The organism is Sphingopyxis panaciterrulae, assembly GCF_014199295.1.
GTDB lineage: Bacteria > Pseudomonadota > Alphaproteobacteria > Sphingomonadales > Sphingomonadaceae > Sphingopyxis > Sphingopyxis panaciterrulae.
The window spans coordinates 87,722-105,705 of the sequence record NZ_JACIJH010000005.1 but is presented as its reverse complement, the minus strand read 5'-3'; the positions used below and the strand labels follow the sequence as shown (position 1 = coordinate 105,705).

Below are 17,984 nucleotides of genomic sequence, written 5' to 3'. Positions count from 1 at the left end.
CAAGACAAAGGTGCGGATTTGAAAACTCTTCTGACCGGCGGCGCCGGCTATATCGGCAGCCATGTCGCGGTCGCGCTCGTCGCGGCGGGGCACGAGGTCGTCTGCTTCGACAATCTGTCGAACAGTCGTTCGGAGGTCATCGAGCGGCTGGAGACGATCACCGGCCGGACGATCCCGCTCGTCGTCGGCGACATCCGCGACCGCGAGGCGGTTCGCGCGGCGATCGCCGACCATGACGTCCAGGCGGTCATCCACTTCGCAGGGCTGAAGGCAGTCGGCGAATCGGTGTCCGAACCGATCAAATATTACGACAACAACGTCCGCGGCACGCTGGCGATGATCGAGGCGATGATCGACTGCGACGTGAAGACGCTGGTCTTTTCGTCGAGCGCGACCGTCTATGGCCAGCCGCAATATCTGCCGCTCGACGAGGCGCATCCGACCTCCGCCACCAACCCCTATGGCCGCACCAAGCTGATGATCGAGGAGATGCTGGCCGACATCGCCGCCGCCGACCCCGCCTGGCGGATCGCGGTGCTGCGCTATTTCAACCCGGTCGGCGCGCATGACAGCGGACTGATCGGCGAAGACCCGAGCGGAATTCCGAACAATCTGATGCCCTTCATCAGCCGCGTCGCGGCGGGACGCCTGCCCGAACTGTCGGTATTCGGCAACGATTACGACACCCCCGACGGCACCGGGGTGCGCGACTATGTCCATGTCGTCGATCTTGCCGAAGGCCACGTCGCGGCCCTCGACGCCATCGCCGCGGGCGAGGCGCCGCTCGGCATCTGGAACCTGGGCACCGGCGAGGGCTATTCGGTGCTCGACATGGTGGCAAGTTTCGAGCGGGTGAACGGCGTCAACGTGCCCTATCGCATCGCGCCGCGCCGGCCGGGCGACGTCGCGAGCTGCTACGCAAGCCCCGACCGCGCCCGCGACGAACTCGGCTGGGCGGCGCAGCGCGGGCTCGACGCGATGTGCGGGTCGAGCTGGACCTTCGAGCGGACCCTCGCGATGCGCAATGCGAAGCAGGGGTCCGACGAATAGCCTAGCCGAACCAGCCGGCCGTCTGCGCGAGCACCCACAGGCCGATCGCCAGGAACAGCGCCGCGGCGACAAGGCGCACCTTGGCGAGATCGACGCGCTTCAACAGTTCGTGCCCCAGGAAGATCGCCGGCACATTCGCGATCATCATGCCGAGCGTCGTCCCCGCCGTCACCGCGATCACATCGTGGAAGCGCGCGCCGAGGGCGATCGTCGCGACCTGCGTCTTGTCACCCATCTCGACGAGGAAGAAGGCGACCAGCGTCGTCAGGAAAGCGCCGAAACGCGGAGCGGGAGCCTCTTCCTCATCGAGGTTGTCCGGAATCAGCGTCCACGCCGCCATCGCCACGAAGGAAGCACCGATGGCATAGCGGAAGATCGGGCTGTCGAAAAAGGCGGCCGCCTGCGCGCCAAGCAGCGCCGCGAGCGCATGGTTGGCAAGCGTCGCCACCAATATGCCGAGGATGATCGGCGTCGGCCGCCGGAACCGCGTCGCGAGCAGTATCGCGAGGAGCTGCGTCTTGTCGCCGATCTCGGCGAGCGCGACCACCGCGGTCGAGGTGAGCAGGACTTCCATGAAAAACTCCGGGGCCGGGCGGCTCGCGATTCCAACGGACATCATACCCGCCGCCCGGCCCGGACGAAGGTGCGATGCCATTGGTCTCGCCCAAGCGGTGCTCCCGCTTCCACCGCACCACGGCCTCTCGACCGAGTATGTTGACGCGGCGGCCCGCCGCGTGCGTGCGGCGGCTGGCTACTCCCCAGATGACCGGGCGGCGGTAGACGGCGAATTGCAATGTTGCAAGGATTTATACCAAGGTGCGGTGATCTTGACCGATGAGGACGGTTTCTGGCGGTTCTCGGCGAGGAGGCTGCGCCGGGACGATGTGGTTCATCGTCCCAAGCAGGCGACGCTGTCCGAGAGCCGCCAGAAACCGCCCGCCGGGTTGCCAGTCCCGCCCGCTGGACCGCGTCGGCGCGTCGCAGCGATGAACCACATCGCCGCTTCCGCTCCTCCTCGCCAGCAAGCGGGACTGGCAATCCTCATCGGTCAAGATCACCGCACCTTGGTATTAGATCAGGGTTTGCGGGCCTTTTCTTCGCCCTCGCCCGCCGTCCCCGCATCGGCATTCGCTTTCGCGATCTCCGCGTCCATCGCCTTCGCCCGCGCCTCGATCTCCTTCGCCGCCTTGTCGTAGCGGGTGTCGAAATCGGGTTCCTCCTTGCACGCGGCCAGAATCAGCAACGGCAGCAGGAACGCGGCGCGGCGCATCAGTAATCCTTGCGGTACCGGACCGACAGGTTCGACTGCCCCGATCCGCCCGCCTGGCTGAGGATCGACAGCGCGCGCGTCAGGCTGATCTCGAGCTGGGTGGCGGTATAGCCGCGCGCGTCGGTGATGACCTCGATATAGATGTCGTCCGAAATATATTGCCCGGCGGCGAGCGCGGTGCCGCGCCCCTGCGTGTCGTCGGGCCCCAGGATGCGCAGCCGGTCGATGCCGGTCGCCGACTGCAGCGTGCCGAGCGGGCTCAATCCGCCGCCACCACCGCCGCGCAGCGCATTGAGTGACGAGGCGAGCTGCACTGCCTGCAACGGCGAGAGCGAGGTGATCGAATCGCCGAACAGGATGCGCGAGACGATCTCGTCCTGCGGCAGGCCCGGAACGCTGGAGAAGGTGACCTGCGGATTCATCGCGCGGCCCGAGACATTAACGTTGACGGTCACCGTCTCGATCGTGTCGGTGGCGAGGAGCTGGATCGACGGGTCATAGGCATCGCCGGTCGGGAAGGTGACCTTCCCTTCCTCGAGGTCGAAGGATCGACCCGCGAAGCCCAGGGTGCCGCGCACCAGATCGATCTCGCCGGTCACGCGCGGTGCCGACGTCGTGCCGCCGAGCGTGATGTCGGCTTGCCATTCGGATTCCAGCCCCATGCCGGTGACATAGATCTGGTCGCCCGCGCGCAAGTGAACGTCGAGGCGGAGCAGGTCGAACAGCGTGCCGCGCGCTGCGGCGAAGCCGTCGCCCGAAATGCGCGGGCGGCCCGCAGGCGGCTTGCGGCGCACCCCGCGCAGCACCGGCACCTCGGCCGCGCCCTCGCGCACGATGCGATAGCGCGTCTCGGGCAGACGCAAATCCCCCGATAGCAGCGCCGCCTGTCCGGCGACCTTTTCGAGCTTCAGCGTGCCGGTCGCGCGCGCGCCGATATTGTCGCTGCGCGCGAGCCGCGCATTGTCCAATTTTGCGCTGATATTCATCGGATAGCCGTCGGCGGCGGCGAGGCTGACATAGCCGCTGGCCTGCAGGCTACCGTCGCCCGCCGTCGCGGTCAGCTTGTCGATTTCGAGCCGGTTGCCGGTGAAGCGGCCATCGACGACCATGTCGGTCAGCCGCGTGCCATAGGTCTGATTCTCGTAGGTCATGCCGCGCCCGCGGATCACGCCGTCGAGACAGGGGTCGAAAACGCGGCAACTGAAATCGGCGGCGACCGCGACCGGTCCGCCAACGCGCTGATCGGGCATGCCGGCGAAGGAGAAGAGCGTTTCAGCCGGGCCGTTGTAGCGGATGCCCCCGCTCAGCGGCGCCGCCTGCAATCGCTCGGTCCAGCTTCCCGCCCCCGGTCCCACCGGGCGCAGCGATGCCTGCAGCCGGCCGATGACGCTGCCGCGCTCGCGCATCACCGCGCGCACCTCGCCGCCATCGGGCAGCAGCTTGCCGGCGACATTGATGTCGACCGGTTCGCTGACAAGAGCGGCGGTGGTGCGGGTGAAATTGTTGATCGTCAGCCGTGCATCGGCGCGCGGGAAGGCGTCGGCGCTCGTCTGCTCGAAATCGAGGCTGCCGGTCGCGCGGCCACCGAGCCCCATGTCGGGATAGACCGCGTTGAGCAGCGCCATATTGACCCGTTCGAGCCGGCTCTGGAGGATGATGCCGTCGCCGAACTTGCCCGCCAGCCGCGCGCTGCTGCCGCGGCCGAGATCGACCGTCGTCGGCAGCAGTTCATAGCCGTCGGCGCCGGGGACGATGCGCGCGGGCGCTTCGGTCTTGAACGAAATACCGGTGGCGCGGCCCTGTACCGCCGCGCGCCAGAGGTCGGGCTGGAGCTGCGCGTTGACCGCGACGCGGAACGGTACGCCGCTCGTCCCCTCAACCAGCGCCTGCGCCTGACCGCTGCCGTTCCGATAGTCGATCTTCACCCGGCCGACCGCGATGTCGACGCTGCGGACGTGGGTTTGCGCGAGCTGGATGTCGGCGACGACGCGCGGCTGTTCGTAAAGCGTGACGTCGGCATCGACGACCGCCGACCCGACATTGAGCCCGGCCGCGCCGGGCAAGCTGACGTTGTTGGCGCGGATATTGATCGCCGCGGCCTGATAGGCGCCATCGGCGCTCAGGCGGATCAGGCCGCCCAGCCCCTGTCCCGCCGCGTCGAGGCGCCCGACGAACGGCCCCGCCTCGCTCTGCACGAGCCGGCCCTTCATGCCGATCCCCGACAGGTCGGCGCGCTCGACGTCGATCGTCAGCGGGCCGGCGGCGGTCAGCAGCACGACGTCGGCCGACAGCGGCCCGTAGTCGGTCCCGCCGGTCGCCGCGAGGCGATAACCATTGGGCGCTCCCGTCAGCCGCGCTTCGAGGTTTACGAGCCCGATGCCGAGGCCGGGGCGTTCGGCGCGCAGGATCGCGCGCGGATCGCTGATCGTCCCCGCCACCTCGACCCCGAGCGGACCGTAATCCTGCGAGGTCGCGCGCGCCGCGAGCTGAATGCGACCGTCGGGCGAATAACTCCCCTGCCCGCTGGTTACGCGCAGCCGCGGCGCGGTCAGCCGCAACTGGCTGAAGCGCACGATGCCATCGGTGCCGTAGCGGATGGCCGCGGTGGTCACCGCATTGCCTCCGAGCAGATCGCGCACGCCGGTGTTGAAGAGTTGCGTCGAACGCGCGCGGACGTTGCCGGCGATCTCGAAGCCGCCGCGCGGCGCGGTCTTCAGGTCCATGTTCGTGTCGATGTTGAACAGGCCGACGCTTTCGATGCGGTAATTATTGACCCGCCCGTCGATGGCGCCGGTGTAGAAGCCCTTGTTCAGGTCGGCGACGATGATCGCCTTCGCGTCGATGCGCGGCGAGCGCAGGCGCAGATTGTCGCTGAGGATGCGGCCGTCCGCATAGGCAAGGTCGCCGTCGAGGCGCACCGCAGTGAGCGTGCCACCGGCGACCGTGTCGAGCCCGCGGATGCGCGCCGCGCGCCCGGCGACCGGGACGAGGATCTGGTCGGCATCGACCCGCGCCTTGCCCGCGAGGCTCAGCGTCTCGACGACGATATCGTTGAAGGCGAGCGTCTTGGCATCGGCGCGATAATCGACCGTCGGCATCGCGAAGGCGCCGTCGAGCCGCGCGCTCGCGCGCACGCCATTGCCGCGCACCGCGGGCGCGATCGCGCCGGGACGCAGCAGGACGAAGGCGAGTTGGAGCCCGTCGTAGCGACTCTCTCCCAGATCGAGCCCGCCGCTGATCCCTAGGCGGAAGGCGTCGGACGACACGCGCCCGTCGAGATCGGCCTTGCGCTCGGCGAGCCGCGCGGTGAGATCGAGGTCGGTTTGCGGCCCGAGCAGCGACGCCGTCGATCCCCCGAACAGGCGCGAAGCCTGCGTCGTCCCTTTCGCAGTGAAGGTGCCGTCGCGCGCGGCAAGCGTAACGCGCGCGAGCGGCTGCGCGCCCAGGTCGGCGGTCAGGCGGCCATCCCATTTCGTCCAGTCACCGCGCCCGTCGAGTTTCGCGGCGAGCGGTTCGGTGAAGCCGCCCATCGCTGCGAGCACCCCGTCCTGCGGCGCCTTCAGGTCCAGCGTCATGGCGAGCCGGTTCCGCTCGGGCACCGCATCGAGCAACAGCTTCAACGTGTCGCCCTTCGCATCGGCGCCGATCGTGGCGGCGTCGGCGCTCACCTGCGCGCGGCGGTCGGCGATCGCGATCTTGCCCGAAAGCCGCGCCTCCTGCCGCTCGCCGGCAACGGCGGGGGCGAAGACGATCCGGTCGACCTGCAGCTTTGCGACGTCGATGTCGATATCGGGAAGCAGCGGCTCGCCGGTGTCGGGCACCGGCTTGAATTCGGGGAGCCGCAGGACATTGATCCGCTGCGCGGTCGCCGAGCGCACATCGACATGGTTCGACAGAAAGGCAAAGGGCCGCCAGTCGATCCGCAATTCGGGCGAGGTCAGGAAACGCCCCTTGGGATCGGCCAGCGAAAAGTCGCGCACGATCATCTTGCCATAGAGCGAGCCGTCGAGGCGGCCGATGCCGATCTTCATCCCGTTCTCGAATTCATATTTCTCGATCTGGGTGACCACGAAACGGCGCCCCGCGTCGCTGTTGAGGCCGATCAGGAATAGCGCGACGAGTGCGACGAGCCCAAGCAGCGCGATGCCGATCCAGCGCGCGAGGCGGCGCGGCCAGGGATTCGGGGCGGCCACCGCCTCGCCCTCGGCGTCGAAGGGCGTGTCCCCCGCCATCAGAAAGCCTGCCCGATCGACACATAGACGGCGATCTTCGCCTCACCCGGCCGGCGACCGAGCGGCGTCGCGACGTCGAAGCGCATCGGCCCGAAATTGGTGTAATAGCGCGCGCCGATCCCGGCGCCGAAGCGCAGGTCGGCAAAGGTCGGGGTCGAGCCGCGATAGACCTGGCCCGCATCAAGGAAGCCGACGACCCCGAAATTGCCGAAGCGATAGCGCGCCTCGACCGCCGCTTCGTTGACGCTGCGGCCGCCGATGGGATCGAGATTGGGGTCCTTCGGCCCCAGCTCCTGATAGCCGAAGCCGCGCACCGACCCGCCGCCGCCGGCGTAGAAGCGCCGCGACGGCGCGAGCCGCTCGCGCGAGGCGCCGAGGATCGATCCGACACGCACGCGCCCCGCAAGAACGAGGCTATCGGTCACCGGATAATAGCCGCTGACATCGAGCCGCGTGCGCGCATAGGGCGTGAACTTGCCGCTCAGCGACCCTTCGGGCTGGACCAGCGCGGTGATGCGGAAGCCCTTGGTGGGATCGAGCAGGCTGTCGGACCGGTCGATGCCGACCTGGCCAGTCAGGCCGAGAATGGTATAGAAATCGCGGACGCGCTCGCCGCGCGCGAAGTCGTAATCATCCTCGCTCGTCGCGATGAGTTCGGCGCCATAGGCATAGGTCAGCTTCTTCTGCCACAGCGGCGTCGAATCATAGCTCCAGCGCACGCCGACGCGGCCGGTCAGCGCCTCGAACGCATTATAGTTGCTGCGTTTCGCCTCCGACACCAGCTCGAAGGTGCGGTCGCGGCGCCCGGCGTTCGAGCGGCGAAGGGTGACCCCCAGCCCCTGCTCCTGCGTGCCCGCGACGCCGCGGACGATCAGCGCGCCTTCAGGCGGAAAGAGGTTGCGGTGCGTCCAGCTTCCCTCGAGGCGGATGCCCTCGCCGGTGCCGTAGCCCGCGGTCGCGGCGATGGTCCGCGGCGGGCCGGCATCCTGGGTGACCTTCATCGTCACATATTCGGTGCCGTCGCCGGCGCTCTCGCCGGTCTGCTGCGGTTCGACCGCGACGTTCGAAAAGAGTCCGGTCGCGACCATCGCCTGCCGCAGGTCGTCGGCCTTGCGACTGTCGTACAGGTCGCCGCGCTTGAAGCGCGACATGATCGCGACATGATCGACATCGAAGGCGAGGTCGCCGGTCGTCTCGAAGCCGCCGAAGCGCGCCCGCGGGCCGATCTCGACCGGCAGCATATAGTCGCCCATCCCCGTCGCGCCGTCGAGCAGGATGTCGCGCCGCCCGATCTTGGCGAAGGGATAGCCTTCCTCGGGCAGCTTGAGCGCGATCGCCGCCTCGGCCCCCTGAACACGCTGGGCAACGATTGGCTCGCCAACCGCCAGCGGGAAATTATCCTCGATCAGCGTCGGCGGAACGGTCGGGTCGGCCTGGATATCGATCGACGCGAAGCTGTAGCGCTGCCCCGGCGTCACGTCGATGACCGCGACCACCGGCCCGCGCCGGCCGCGGCGACGCCCTTCGGTATCACCGGCCTCCTTCGTCGCCTCGCTCGCGACCGGCGTGCGGTCGATCCGCGTGTCGACGCGCCCGTCGTAGAAACCCTCGGACGACAGGATTCGCTGCATCAGTTCGGCGTCGGCGGACAGGCGGGCGCGCACCATCGCGATATTGTCGGCCTTGCCGTCGCCATCGCGGAGCGCCGACAGATCGTCGAACAGGTCGGCGAGATCGACGTCGGTGGCAGTGTCCGCCGCGGCGAGGCCGTTGACCTGCAGGCTGTACTGGATCGTCCGGTTGCGGCCCTCGTCCTCGGGTTCCGCGAACTGGACCGGCTCGACGTTGAAACTGCCCAACGGCGGCAGTGGCGCGGCAAGCTCGCTGTCACCGATCGGCGCATCGCCGATCGCCTCGACCGCATCGCCATCGGCCAGCGCGGGAACCGGCGTGCCATCGACCTCCGGCGGTGCAGCGCCTTGCGCATCCGCGGCGGCGGTGCCGTCGGCGGCAGTGCCATTGCCGCGACCGCGCCGCGCCGCGGCTTCGGCCTGTCGCCGCTCGAAATCGGCGATCGATTCGAGCGGACGGTCGAGTTCGGGATCGTCCTCCGCGCTGATCGGCGGAATCGCGTCCCGGAATTCCTCGTCCTCGATGATCGGGGCCACGTCGGGCAACAGGACGTCGGGCGGCGGCGGGGTCGGGGCGGCGATATCGGTGCCGTCGGTCCCGATGGTCCGCACCACCGGCGGCGGCTCGACGGCAGCGGGAGGTCCCGCCGACTGCGCCTGCGCGGGTACGCCCAGACAGAGCGAGACCGAGGAAGCCGACAGAATCAGCAACGACCGCAAGGCAACGAGCGGCAGGCGGTCAAATTCGCGAGGCTTTTCAAGATATCGCATTGGAGCCTGACAACATGATTTTGACCCGTCGTGATCGCCCTGTGAAGGGTGCCGGCGAGGAGCGGGGCGCCGCGCGGGCCGGTGGCCCGTGCAAGACCCACGACGAAATCCGGCGCCCTTCACAGGACGACCCCTGCGGGGCGGGCCGATTTTGGCCCATTGCCGCGTTGCTCGTCGGTCACGATGCCTCAGCATCGCTCCCTCCTCGCGCCTCGCACTGGGCCAAAATCGGCTCCGTCACGGCGGGTCAAAATCATGTTATCAGGCTCTGAATCTCTGCCGATGCGCACTTGTGGCTTGCCGCGCTGTCCTGTGCAACCGCAATCTCGGCCAATTGCGATCAGCCGAGAGCGGTGCGCCTTAGCTATCGGCGCCGAAGAGGTCTCTGCTGTAGACCTTGTCCGCGACGTCGGTCAGTTCGTCGGTGATGCGGTTGGCGATGATGACATCGGCCTCGCGCTTGAACGCGGCGAGATCGCGCACGACGCGCGAGTTGAACAGCCGATCCTCTTCGAGCAGCGGTTCATAGACGATGACCTCGATCCCCTTCGCCTTCACCCGCTTCATCACGCCCAATATGCTGCTCGCCCGGAAATTATCCGACCCCGCCTTCATCGCGAGGCGGTGGATACCGACGACACGCGGGCCGCGCTTGATGATCTCGCCGGCGATGAAATCCTTGCGCGTCGTGTTCGAGGAGACGATCGCCTGGATCAGATTCTGCGGCACCTCCTTGTAATTGGCGAGCATCTGCTTGGTGTCCTTGGGCAGGCAATAGCCGCCGTAGCCGAAGGAAGGATTGTTGTAGAAGGAGCCGATGCGCGGATCGAGGCACACGCCCTCGATCACCTGGCGCGGGTCGATGCCATGCGCCGCGGCATAGGTGTCGAGTTCGTTGAAATAGGCGACGCGCATCGCAAGATAGGTGTTGGCGAACAGCTTGATCGCCTCGGCCTCGGTATTGCCCGTCTGCAGCACCGCGGTGTCGGGATCGAGCGACGCTTCGCGCAGCAGCGCCGCGAACTCGGCGGCGCGCGGGCTGGTGTTGCCGACGATGATCCGCGATGGATGGAGATTGTCGTAGAGCGCCTTGCCCTCGCGCAGGAACTCGGGCGAAAAGACGATCGCATCGCTGCCGGTCTCGGCGCGCATCCGCTCGGTGAAGCCGACCGGCACCGTCGACTTGACGACGATCAGCGCGCCCGGCGCCATCGCGAGCGCGTCGGCGATCACCGATTCGACGCTCTGCGTGTTGAAATAATTGCTCTCCGGATCATAGTCGGTGGGCGTCGCCACGACGACGAAATCGGCCCCGTCATAGGCGGCCGCTTTGTCGAGCGTCGCGGTCAGATCGAGCGGCCTGTTCGCCAGATATTCCTCGATCTCGGCGTCGGCGATCGGCGAAATCCGCGCGTTGAGTTGCTCGACCTTCTGCGCGTCGATGTCGAGCGCGATCACCCGGTTGCGCTGCGCGAGCAGCACGGCGTTCGAGATGCCGACATAGCCCGTGCCGACCACCGTGACTCTTTTCGCCGCGCCGGTCTTCGTCGAGGGGAGATCGGACATTATCGTTCCTGTCGCTGTTGGGGACAGCCGCCCCTAGCAGCCACCGGCGGACCGCTCAACTCGTCCTGCCGCTCAAGTCCCGCAGAAGGTCGTATAAGGACCGAAATCCTCCGGCGCGGGTCTTGCGAAATCCTGCCATTCGGGGCGCTCGGCATAGGGGTGCCGCACGACCTCGAGCAATTGCTCCCAGGGCGCCATATCGCCGCCTTCCGCGGCTTCGAGCGCCGCCTCGACCCGATGATTGCGCGGAATATAGAGCGGGTTCACCGCATCCATCGCCGCGGCGCGCGCGACGGGATCGGCCGCCTCGGCCTCGATCCGTTGCCACCAGTCCGCGACCCAGGGGGCCATCGCCTCGGATTCGGGAAGCAGCGCCGCGAGCGGAGCGCCGTCGCCGCGCAGCAGCGCGGCCAGCGCGCGGAAGAAGCCGGTGAAATCGACGCCATGCCGTTCCAGCGCCTCGAACAGCCCGTCGATCAGATCGCCTTCGCCGTCGAACGCCCCGGCGATCCCCAGCTTGCCGCGCATCCGTGCCAGCCAGGCCGACCGGAACCGGTCGGGAATGCCGTCCACGATCGTTTTCGCTTCCTCGACCCCTTCCGGATCGACGGCGTTGATCGCGGGCAGCAGCGCCTCGGCGAAACGCGCCATGTTCCAGTGCATCATCTGCGGCTGGCGGCCATAGCTGTAGCGTCCGGTCGCGTCGATCGAACTGAACACGGTGCCGGCGGCGAACCGGTCCATGAAGGCGCAGGGGCCGTAATCGATCGTCTCGCCGCTGATCGCGATATTGTCGGTGTTCATCACCCCGTGGATGAAGCCGATGCCGAGCCAGCGCGCGACGAGATCGCATTGCAGGCCGATAACACGGTCGAGCAGCGCGAGATGGGGATTGGGTGCTTCGCCCAGTTCGGGGAAATGGCGGCGAATGCTGTAATGTGAAAGCTGTGCGACATGGTCGGCGCCGAAGTGGGCGGCGAAGAACTGAAAGGTGCCGACGCGGATATGGCTGCTCGCGATTCGCGTGAGCACCGCGCCGGGATGTCCACGCTCGCGCTGCACCCGGTCGCCGGTCGCGACCGCGGCGAGCGAGCGCGTCGTCGGGACGCCCATCGCCGCCATCGCCTCCGACACCAGATATTCGCGCAGCACCGGGCCGATCGCCGCCTTGCCGTCGCCGTTGCGCGAAAAGGCGGTCGGCCCCGATCCCTTGAGCTGGACGTCGAAGCGCGCACCGTCCGGCGCGACCAGTTCGCCGAGGAGCAGCGCGCGGCCGTCGCCGAGCTGGGGCGAGAAATGGCCGAACTGGTGCCCGGCATAGGCGAACGCCAGCGGGTTTGCGCCGCCGGGCAGCTCCGCGCCCGAAAACAGCCGCGCCAACCCGGCATCGTCCGTTTCCGTCAGGTCGATGCCGAGCCGCTCGGCAAGCGGACGATTGAAGGCGAGCAGCTTCGGCGCCGGCGGCGGCGCGGCCTCGGCTGGGGCGTAAAAGCCTTCCATCATACGGTGGAAGCTGTTGTCGAAGGCAATCTTCATGGCATCGGTCCTGTCGCTGCCGCTATGGACAAAGCCAAGGCCAGCGACAATAGCGTCGGCGATACCGAAGGGGCCGATTGCGATATGAACGAAACGGACGAAGCGCTGGCCGTCAGGCTGGCGGAAGCGGCGGGTGTAATCCTCCTTGGCCTGCGCGAAGCCGGCGAACTGACCGGAAAGGCGCTGGGCGCCGCTGGCGACCGCGATGCCAATGCGATGTTGTGCCGCGAACTGCGCGCCGCCCGGCCCGATGACGCGATTCTGTCCGAAGAGGAAAAGGACAGCGCCGCCCGCCTGTCGCATTCGCGCGTGTGGATCGTCGATCCGCTCGACGGCACCCGCGAATATGGCGAGGGGCGCAGCGACTGGGCGGTCCATGTCGCGCTCGCGGTGGACGGCGTCGCGGCGGTCGGCGCGGTCGCGCTGCCGGGGCTCGGTCTCACGCTGACCTCGGGCACCCCCTTGCCGCTTGCCCCCGCCAGCCGGCCGCCGAAGATGCTCGTCAGCCGCACCCGCCCCGCCGCCGAGGCGGTGCATGTCGCCGAGCGCATGGGCGCCGAACTGGTCGCGATGGGGTCGGCGGGCGCGAAGGCGATGGCGGTCGTGCGCGGCGAGGCGGACATCTACCTCCACACCGGCGGCCAATATGAATGGGACAATTGCGCCCCCGCCGCGGTCGCCGCCGCCGCCGGGCTGCACGTCAGCCGCGCCGACGGATCGCCGATCCGCTACAACAATGCCAATCCCTATCTGCCCGACCTGCTGATCTGCCGCCGCGAACTGGCGGACGAGGTGCTGCGGCTCGCGGCATCCTATCGGACGGACGTCGCCGACTGACGCCGATTTGCCGATTGCGGCGCGCGCGCGCTTTTGCTAGCGGCCCGCCTCGTGACCTCGGGTTGCCCGGAAACGGGCATGAAAAGGGAAGGCCGGTGCAAATCCGGTGCTGCCCCCGCAACTGTAACCGGCGAGGCGGATGCGAACATGCCACTGGCGCGGCTGCGCCGGGAAGGCCGTATCCTCCAGCGACCCGGAAGCCAGGAGACCTGCCGGAGCGTCGCCGTTATCTGCGCGCGGGCGGGATGTACCGGGGGCAGGCGAGGATTCTCGCGTGACGGCAGGACCGTTACGAAGGGGAATCCACATGAAGACCGCCGCCTACCCAACCACCCTCTCGCTGCTGGCGCTCGCCGCGGCGTCGCCCGCGCTCGCGCAGCAGGCCGACGATAATTATTCGATCACCGTGATCGGCAACCGGCTGGCCGCCGAAGACACCAACGCGTCCTGGTCGGTGATCGACGAGGAGGCACTGACCCGCGCACAGAACGGCGCGGCGGCCGACCTGATCGCGCGGCTGCCGGGCGTCAACGTCACGCAGAACGGCACCCTCGGCGGCGTCACCAACCTGCGCATCCGCGGCGCCGAGGGCGAGCAGACGCTGGTCGTCATCGACGGGGTGCGCGTCGGCGACCCTTCCTCGCCCGGCGGCGGCTTCGACTTCGCCAATCTGATGATCGGCGGCATCGACCGCATCGAGCTGCTACGCGGCGCCAACAGCCTGCCCTGGGGCAGCCAGGCCATCGGCGGCGTGGTGTCGGTAACGACGACGCGCCCGTCCGCCGACGGCAGCGACCGCACGACCGGCCGCTTCGGCGCCGAAGTTGGCGCGCGCGATACGGTGCGGCTGAACGGCCAGCTCCGCACCGCGGCGCTCGGCCCGGCCGAGTTCGGCATCGGCGCCGGCTATGTCCGCACCGACGGTATCAGCAACGCCGCCGTCGGCACCGAGCGCGACGGCTATCGGCAAGTTTCGGTCAACCTTACCAACCGCACGCGGATCGGCGAGACGATCGAATTACGTGCCTTCGGCCTGTTCGCCGACAGCCGGGTCGAACTCGACGGCTTCCCGCCGCCGACCTACAGCAGTTTCGGCGATACCGACGAATATCAGAAGACGCGCGAACATTATGCCGCGGCGACCATCGAACACCGGCCGGGCGGCAGCGACACCAACGGCGGCTTTTCGCACAAGCTGCAGTTCGGTTTCGCCGACATCAACCGCGACAATTTCGATCCATCCATCGGCGACGACCCGAATTTTTCGGCGCGCGGGCGCAGCGAACGGCTGAGCTACAGCCTCGACTGGAGCGCGCTCGGCGGCGACCGGCTGCGACTGCTCGCCGGCGCCGAGCGCGAATGGACGCACGCGCTGACCTCCAGCGCCTTTTCGAGCGATCGGGGCAAGACCGCGATCACGTCCTTCTGGGGGATGCTAGTCGGGCGGCCGACCGAGAACCTATCGATCACCGCGGGGGTCCGCCACGACGATCACCGCGATTTCGGCGGCGCGACGACCTTCGCGGTCGATGCCGGGCAAAAGCTGGGCGATCTCGTCACGCTGCGCGCCAGCTATCGCGAAGGCTTCAAGGCGCCGACCCTCTACCAGCTTTCGGACACGGCGGGCGCTTACGGCAATCCCGACCTGCTGCCCGAACGCGCGCGCGCCTATGAGATCGGCCTGCGCTTCGGCACGACGCAGGGCTGGTTCCTCGACGTCGCCGCCTTCCGCCGCGACAGCAGCAACCTGATCGACTTCGTCTCCTGCCCCGCCGGGCCGGCCCCCCAGCCCCCGATCTGCGCGGGCGGCTATCGCCCCTTCGGCACCTACGACAATATCAACCGCGCCCGCGCCGAGGGGATCGAGGTCGAGGGCGGCGTGCGGCTGAACGAAAGTTTTTCGCTCAGCGGCAATTACAGCCTGCTGTCGGTCAAGGATCGCACCCCCGGCTCGGCGCTCGAGGGTAACCGCCTCGCGCGGCGGCCGCGGCACGTGGTCAACGCCGCACTCACCTGGACGCCGCAGGGCGCGCTCGCCGGCACCGATGTGTCGCTCGCGGTGCGCCATGCCGGCGCCAGCTTCGACGATCGCGCGAATCTCGTGCGCCTGGACGCTTACTGGCTCGTCGACCTGCGCGCCTCCTACCCGCTCACCGATGCCATCGACCTTTATGGCCGCGTCGAGAATCTGTTCGACGAGGATTATCAGACGGTCGCGACCTATGGCACGCCGGGCCGCTCGGCGACCGTCGGCGTGCGCTGGGCCTTCTGATGCGCATCGCGGCGGCGCTTGCGATGCTGGCGGCCCTTGCGGCCTGCCAGCCGCGCGCGCCGCTGCCCGCGCTGCGCGGCGTCGCAAGCATCGATTTCTGCGCCGACCAGATGCTGCTCGGATTGGTGCCGAAGGACCGGATTCGCGCCGTGTCGTTCGAGGCCGACAGCGACACGAGTTTCGCCGTGCCGCGCGCGCGAGGAATCGACCGGCTGCGCCCGCAGTTGGAGGATATCGTCGCCGCGCGGCCGGCGGTCGTCGTGCGCAGCTATGGCGGCGACGCGCGACTCGACGGGCAGTTGCGGGCGATGGGCATCCGGGTAGTCCAACTCGGCTTTCCGATGTCGTTCGACGACGCCCGGCGCGACATGCTGCGCGTCGGCGACGCGTTGGGGGCAGCGGCGCGGGCGCGGGCGCTGATAACAGGCTTCGACCGCGAAATCGCCGCCGCACGCACCACCGCCGACAAGGGCGCCGACAGGGGCACCGCGCTCTACGTCACCCCCGGCGACGTCACCACCGGTCCCGGCTCGCTCGTTGCCGAGGTCATGGGTGCGGCGGGCTATCGCCCCTATCGCGCTGCGCCCGGCTGGGGCAGCCTGCCGCTCGAAGCCATGGTGCGCCGCCCACCCGACCTCGTCTTCCGCGCCTTCTTCGACAGCCCGCGCTATCGGCAGGATCACTGGACCGCGTCGCGCCATCCGGTCGTCGCGCGGGCGACACGCCGCGCACGGCAGGTGGAGGTGCCCGGCGCGTGGCTGTCGTGCGGCAACTGGCTGATGGGTCATGCCGTGACCCGGCTGGCGGCGGCATGACGACGCGCGTCAATCTCGTCCTGCCGGCATTGCTGCTGCTCGCCGCGCTGCTCGCGCTGACGGTCGGTCCCGACGGCGTCTCGCCGCGCCTGCTCGCCGATGCGCTCGCCGGCACCGATCCCGCCGCTTCGATCATCCTTCTCGACATCCGCCTGCCGCGCATCCTCGCCGCCGCGCTGGTCGGCGCCGCGCTCGGGCTGTGCGGCGCGGCGCTGCAGGCGCTCACCCGCAATCCGCTCGCCGAACCCGGCATCCTCGGCGTCTCGGCGGCGGCGACGCTCGGCGCGACGCTGACCCTCTATTTCGGGCTTGCCGCCGTCTGGTCGTGGGCGCTGCCGCTCGGCGCGATCGGCGGCGCGCTGCTCGTCACCGCGCTGCTCGCCTCGGCGGCGGTGCGCACGCAGGGCATGGCGAGCCTGATCCTGATCGGCGTCGGCCTGTCGAGCCTCTGCGGCGCGGTGATGGCGCTGATCCTCAATTTCGCCCCGAACCCCTTTTCGCTGTCGGATCTCATCAACTGGACGCTGGGGTCGGTCGCCAACCGCTCGCTCGCCGACGTCGCGACGACCGCGCCGCTGATCCTGATCGGCTGCACCCTGCTCGCCAGCCAGCGCGCCAACCTGTCGCTGCTCTCGCTCGGCGAGGCAGCGGCGGTCGCGCACGGACTCGACGCGCGGCGCACCCGGATCGCGGTGATCGCCGGGACCGGCATCGCGACCGGCACAGCGGTCGCGCTCGCCGGCGCGGTCGGCTTCGTCGGCATCGTCGCGCCGCATCTGGTGCGGCCGTGGACCCGCCACGATCCGGGGCGCACCCTGCTGCCCTCGGCATGGCTCGGTGCGCTGCTTCTCGTTCTTGCCGACCTGCTGGTCCGGCTGCTGCCGACCCAGAACGAGTTGCGGCTCGGCGTCGTCGCGGCGCTCGCCGGCGCGCCGATCTTCACGATGATCGTGCTGCGACGCGGACGGACGGCCCATGGCTGACCCGCTGATCCTCGACGGCCTCACCGTCCATGCTGGCGGCAAGACGCTGATCGAGGGGGTGAGCACGACGCTCGCGCCCGGCCAGTTCACCGCGATCGTTGGCCCCAATGGCGCGGGCAAATCGACGCTGCTGCGTGCGCTGGCCGGGGTCGCCCACGCGGAGGGAAGCATGCGCCTCGGCGATACCGACCTGCGCGCGTTGCGACCCATCGAACGCGCGCGCCGCATCGCCTATCTGCCGCAAAGCCACGAACTCGCCTGGGACATGCGCGTCGCCGACATGGTCGCGCTCGGCCGCTTCGCCTATGGCGCGACGCCGGGCCGGCTGGGTGCCGCGGACCGCGCGGCCGTCGCGCAGGCGATGGCGACCGCCGGCTGCGCCGAGTTCGCCGACCGCATCGTCACCAGCCTGTCGGGCGGCGAGCAGGCGCTCGCCTGCTTCGCGCGCGTGCTGGCGGCCGACACGCCGGTGCTGCTCGCCGACGAACCCGCGGCGGCGCTCGACCCCGCCAACCAGTATCGGGTGCTCGAAACCCTCATCGGCCTCGCGCGCAGCGGGCGCACGGTCGTCGCGGTACTGCACGACCTGTCGCTCGTTGCGCAGTTTGCCGATGCGATCCTGTGGCTCGGCGGCGGGCGGCTCATCGCCCACGGCCCGGCGACCCGCGACGCCTTCGCGCGCCATGTCCCCGCCCTGTTCGGCCGCGAACCCGCCTTTGCCGAAGATGGATCGGACGCTCTCTATTTTCGCCGCGCGAGCTCGATACAAGAAAGGTCCGCACCATCGTGATGGGCGGCATGGTCGGGGGCCGCTGCAAAGGGCCACCGTTCCAACTGCGCCGCAAGCGCCAAATATCCGGTCGGTTACCTTAGGGCGGCTTGCCGTAAATCTGCATCACTCATCCCCGTTCGCCCTGAGCTTGTCGAAGGGCTGTTCTTTCTTTCAAGCGTAGCAAGAAAAAGGACGATGCTTCGACAAGCTCAGCACGAACGGAAGAAAGGGTGATGCAGATTTAACGCA

At 68.7% G+C, this 17,984-nt stretch carries 12 protein-coding genes and 1 riboswitch; of the genes, 6 read left to right on the top strand and 6 right to left on the bottom strand.

Annotated features, from left to right (window positions below):
- The first annotated feature begins 18 nt into the window (after positions 1-18).
- Positions 19-1,050, top strand: a complete 1,032-nt coding sequence (galE, locus tag FHR21_RS10000) for a UDP-glucose 4-epimerase GalE (RefSeq protein ID WP_184097783.1) — start codon at positions 19-21, stop codon at positions 1,048-1,050.
- Between the two features lies 1 nt (position 1,051).
- Here the strand turns inward: galE and FHR21_RS09995 are convergent, their stop codons facing one another.
- The 6 genes from FHR21_RS09995 to FHR21_RS09970 form a co-directional block, all read right to left on the bottom strand.
- On the bottom strand, positions 1,052-1,624 hold the full coding sequence (locus tag FHR21_RS09995) for a TMEM165/GDT1 family protein (RefSeq protein ID WP_184097781.1): 573 nt from the start codon (positions 1,622-1,624) through the stop codon (positions 1,052-1,054).
- A gap of 501 nt (positions 1,625-2,125) precedes the next feature.
- Entirely contained in the window at positions 2,126-2,320 is a 195-nt protein-coding gene (locus FHR21_RS09990; protein WP_184097779.1) for a hypothetical protein, read from the bottom strand.
- On the bottom strand, positions 2,320-6,552 hold the full coding sequence (locus tag FHR21_RS09985; RefSeq protein ID WP_184097777.1) for a translocation/assembly module TamB domain-containing protein: 4,233 nt from the start codon (positions 6,550-6,552) through the stop codon (positions 2,320-2,322). The genes FHR21_RS09990 and FHR21_RS09985 overlap by 1 nt, the downstream gene beginning before the upstream one ends.
- Positions 6,552-8,894, bottom strand: a complete 2,343-nt coding sequence (locus FHR21_RS09980; RefSeq protein ID WP_338113125.1) for an autotransporter assembly complex protein TamA — start codon at positions 8,892-8,894, stop codon at positions 6,552-6,554. Before FHR21_RS09980 ends, FHR21_RS09985 begins: the two co-directional genes overlap by 1 nt.
- Before the next feature lie 420 nt (positions 8,895-9,314).
- Positions 9,315-10,520 (bottom strand): nucleotide sugar dehydrogenase, encoded by a 1,206-nt coding sequence (locus FHR21_RS09975; RefSeq protein ID WP_184097773.1) that lies wholly within the window; start codon positions 10,518-10,520, stop codon positions 9,315-9,317.
- Between the two features lie 72 nt (positions 10,521-10,592).
- Entirely contained in the window at positions 10,593-12,056 is a 1,464-nt protein-coding gene (locus FHR21_RS09970) for a protein adenylyltransferase SelO (protein WP_184097771.1), read from the bottom strand.
- 84 nt (positions 12,057-12,140) lie between these two features.
- Between FHR21_RS09970 and FHR21_RS09965 the strand changes: the two genes are divergently transcribed.
- From FHR21_RS09965 to FHR21_RS09945, 5 genes are all read left to right on the top strand, one after another.
- Positions 12,141-12,893 carry a 3'(2'),5'-bisphosphate nucleotidase CysQ gene (locus FHR21_RS09965; protein WP_184097977.1) on the top strand — a complete coding sequence of 251 codons (753 nt, stop codon included), beginning with the start codon at positions 12,141-12,143 and terminating at the stop codon, positions 12,891-12,893.
- Positions 12,894-12,936: 43 nt separating this feature from the next.
- Positions 12,937-13,124, top strand: a riboswitch (cobalamin riboswitch).
- Between the two features lie 76 nt (positions 13,125-13,200).
- Entirely contained in the window at positions 13,201-15,165 is a 1,965-nt protein-coding gene (locus FHR21_RS09960) for a TonB-dependent receptor plug domain-containing protein (RefSeq protein WP_184097769.1), read from the top strand.
- Positions 15,165-15,980, top strand: a complete 816-nt coding sequence (locus tag FHR21_RS09955; RefSeq protein WP_184097767.1) for an ABC transporter substrate-binding protein — start codon at positions 15,165-15,167, stop codon at positions 15,978-15,980. The genes FHR21_RS09960 and FHR21_RS09955 overlap by 1 nt, the downstream gene beginning before the upstream one ends.
- Positions 15,977-16,963 (top strand): FecCD family ABC transporter permease, encoded by a 987-nt coding sequence (locus FHR21_RS09950; protein ID WP_184097765.1) that lies wholly within the window; start codon positions 15,977-15,979, stop codon positions 16,961-16,963. Before FHR21_RS09955 ends, FHR21_RS09950 begins: the two co-directional genes overlap by 4 nt.
- A complete protein-coding gene (locus tag FHR21_RS09945; protein WP_184097763.1) occupies positions 16,956-17,753 on the top strand; it encodes an ABC transporter ATP-binding protein in 798 nt (265 codons plus the stop codon). The genes FHR21_RS09950 and FHR21_RS09945 overlap by 8 nt, the downstream gene beginning before the upstream one ends.
- The last annotated feature ends 231 nt before the right edge of the window (positions 17,754-17,984 follow it).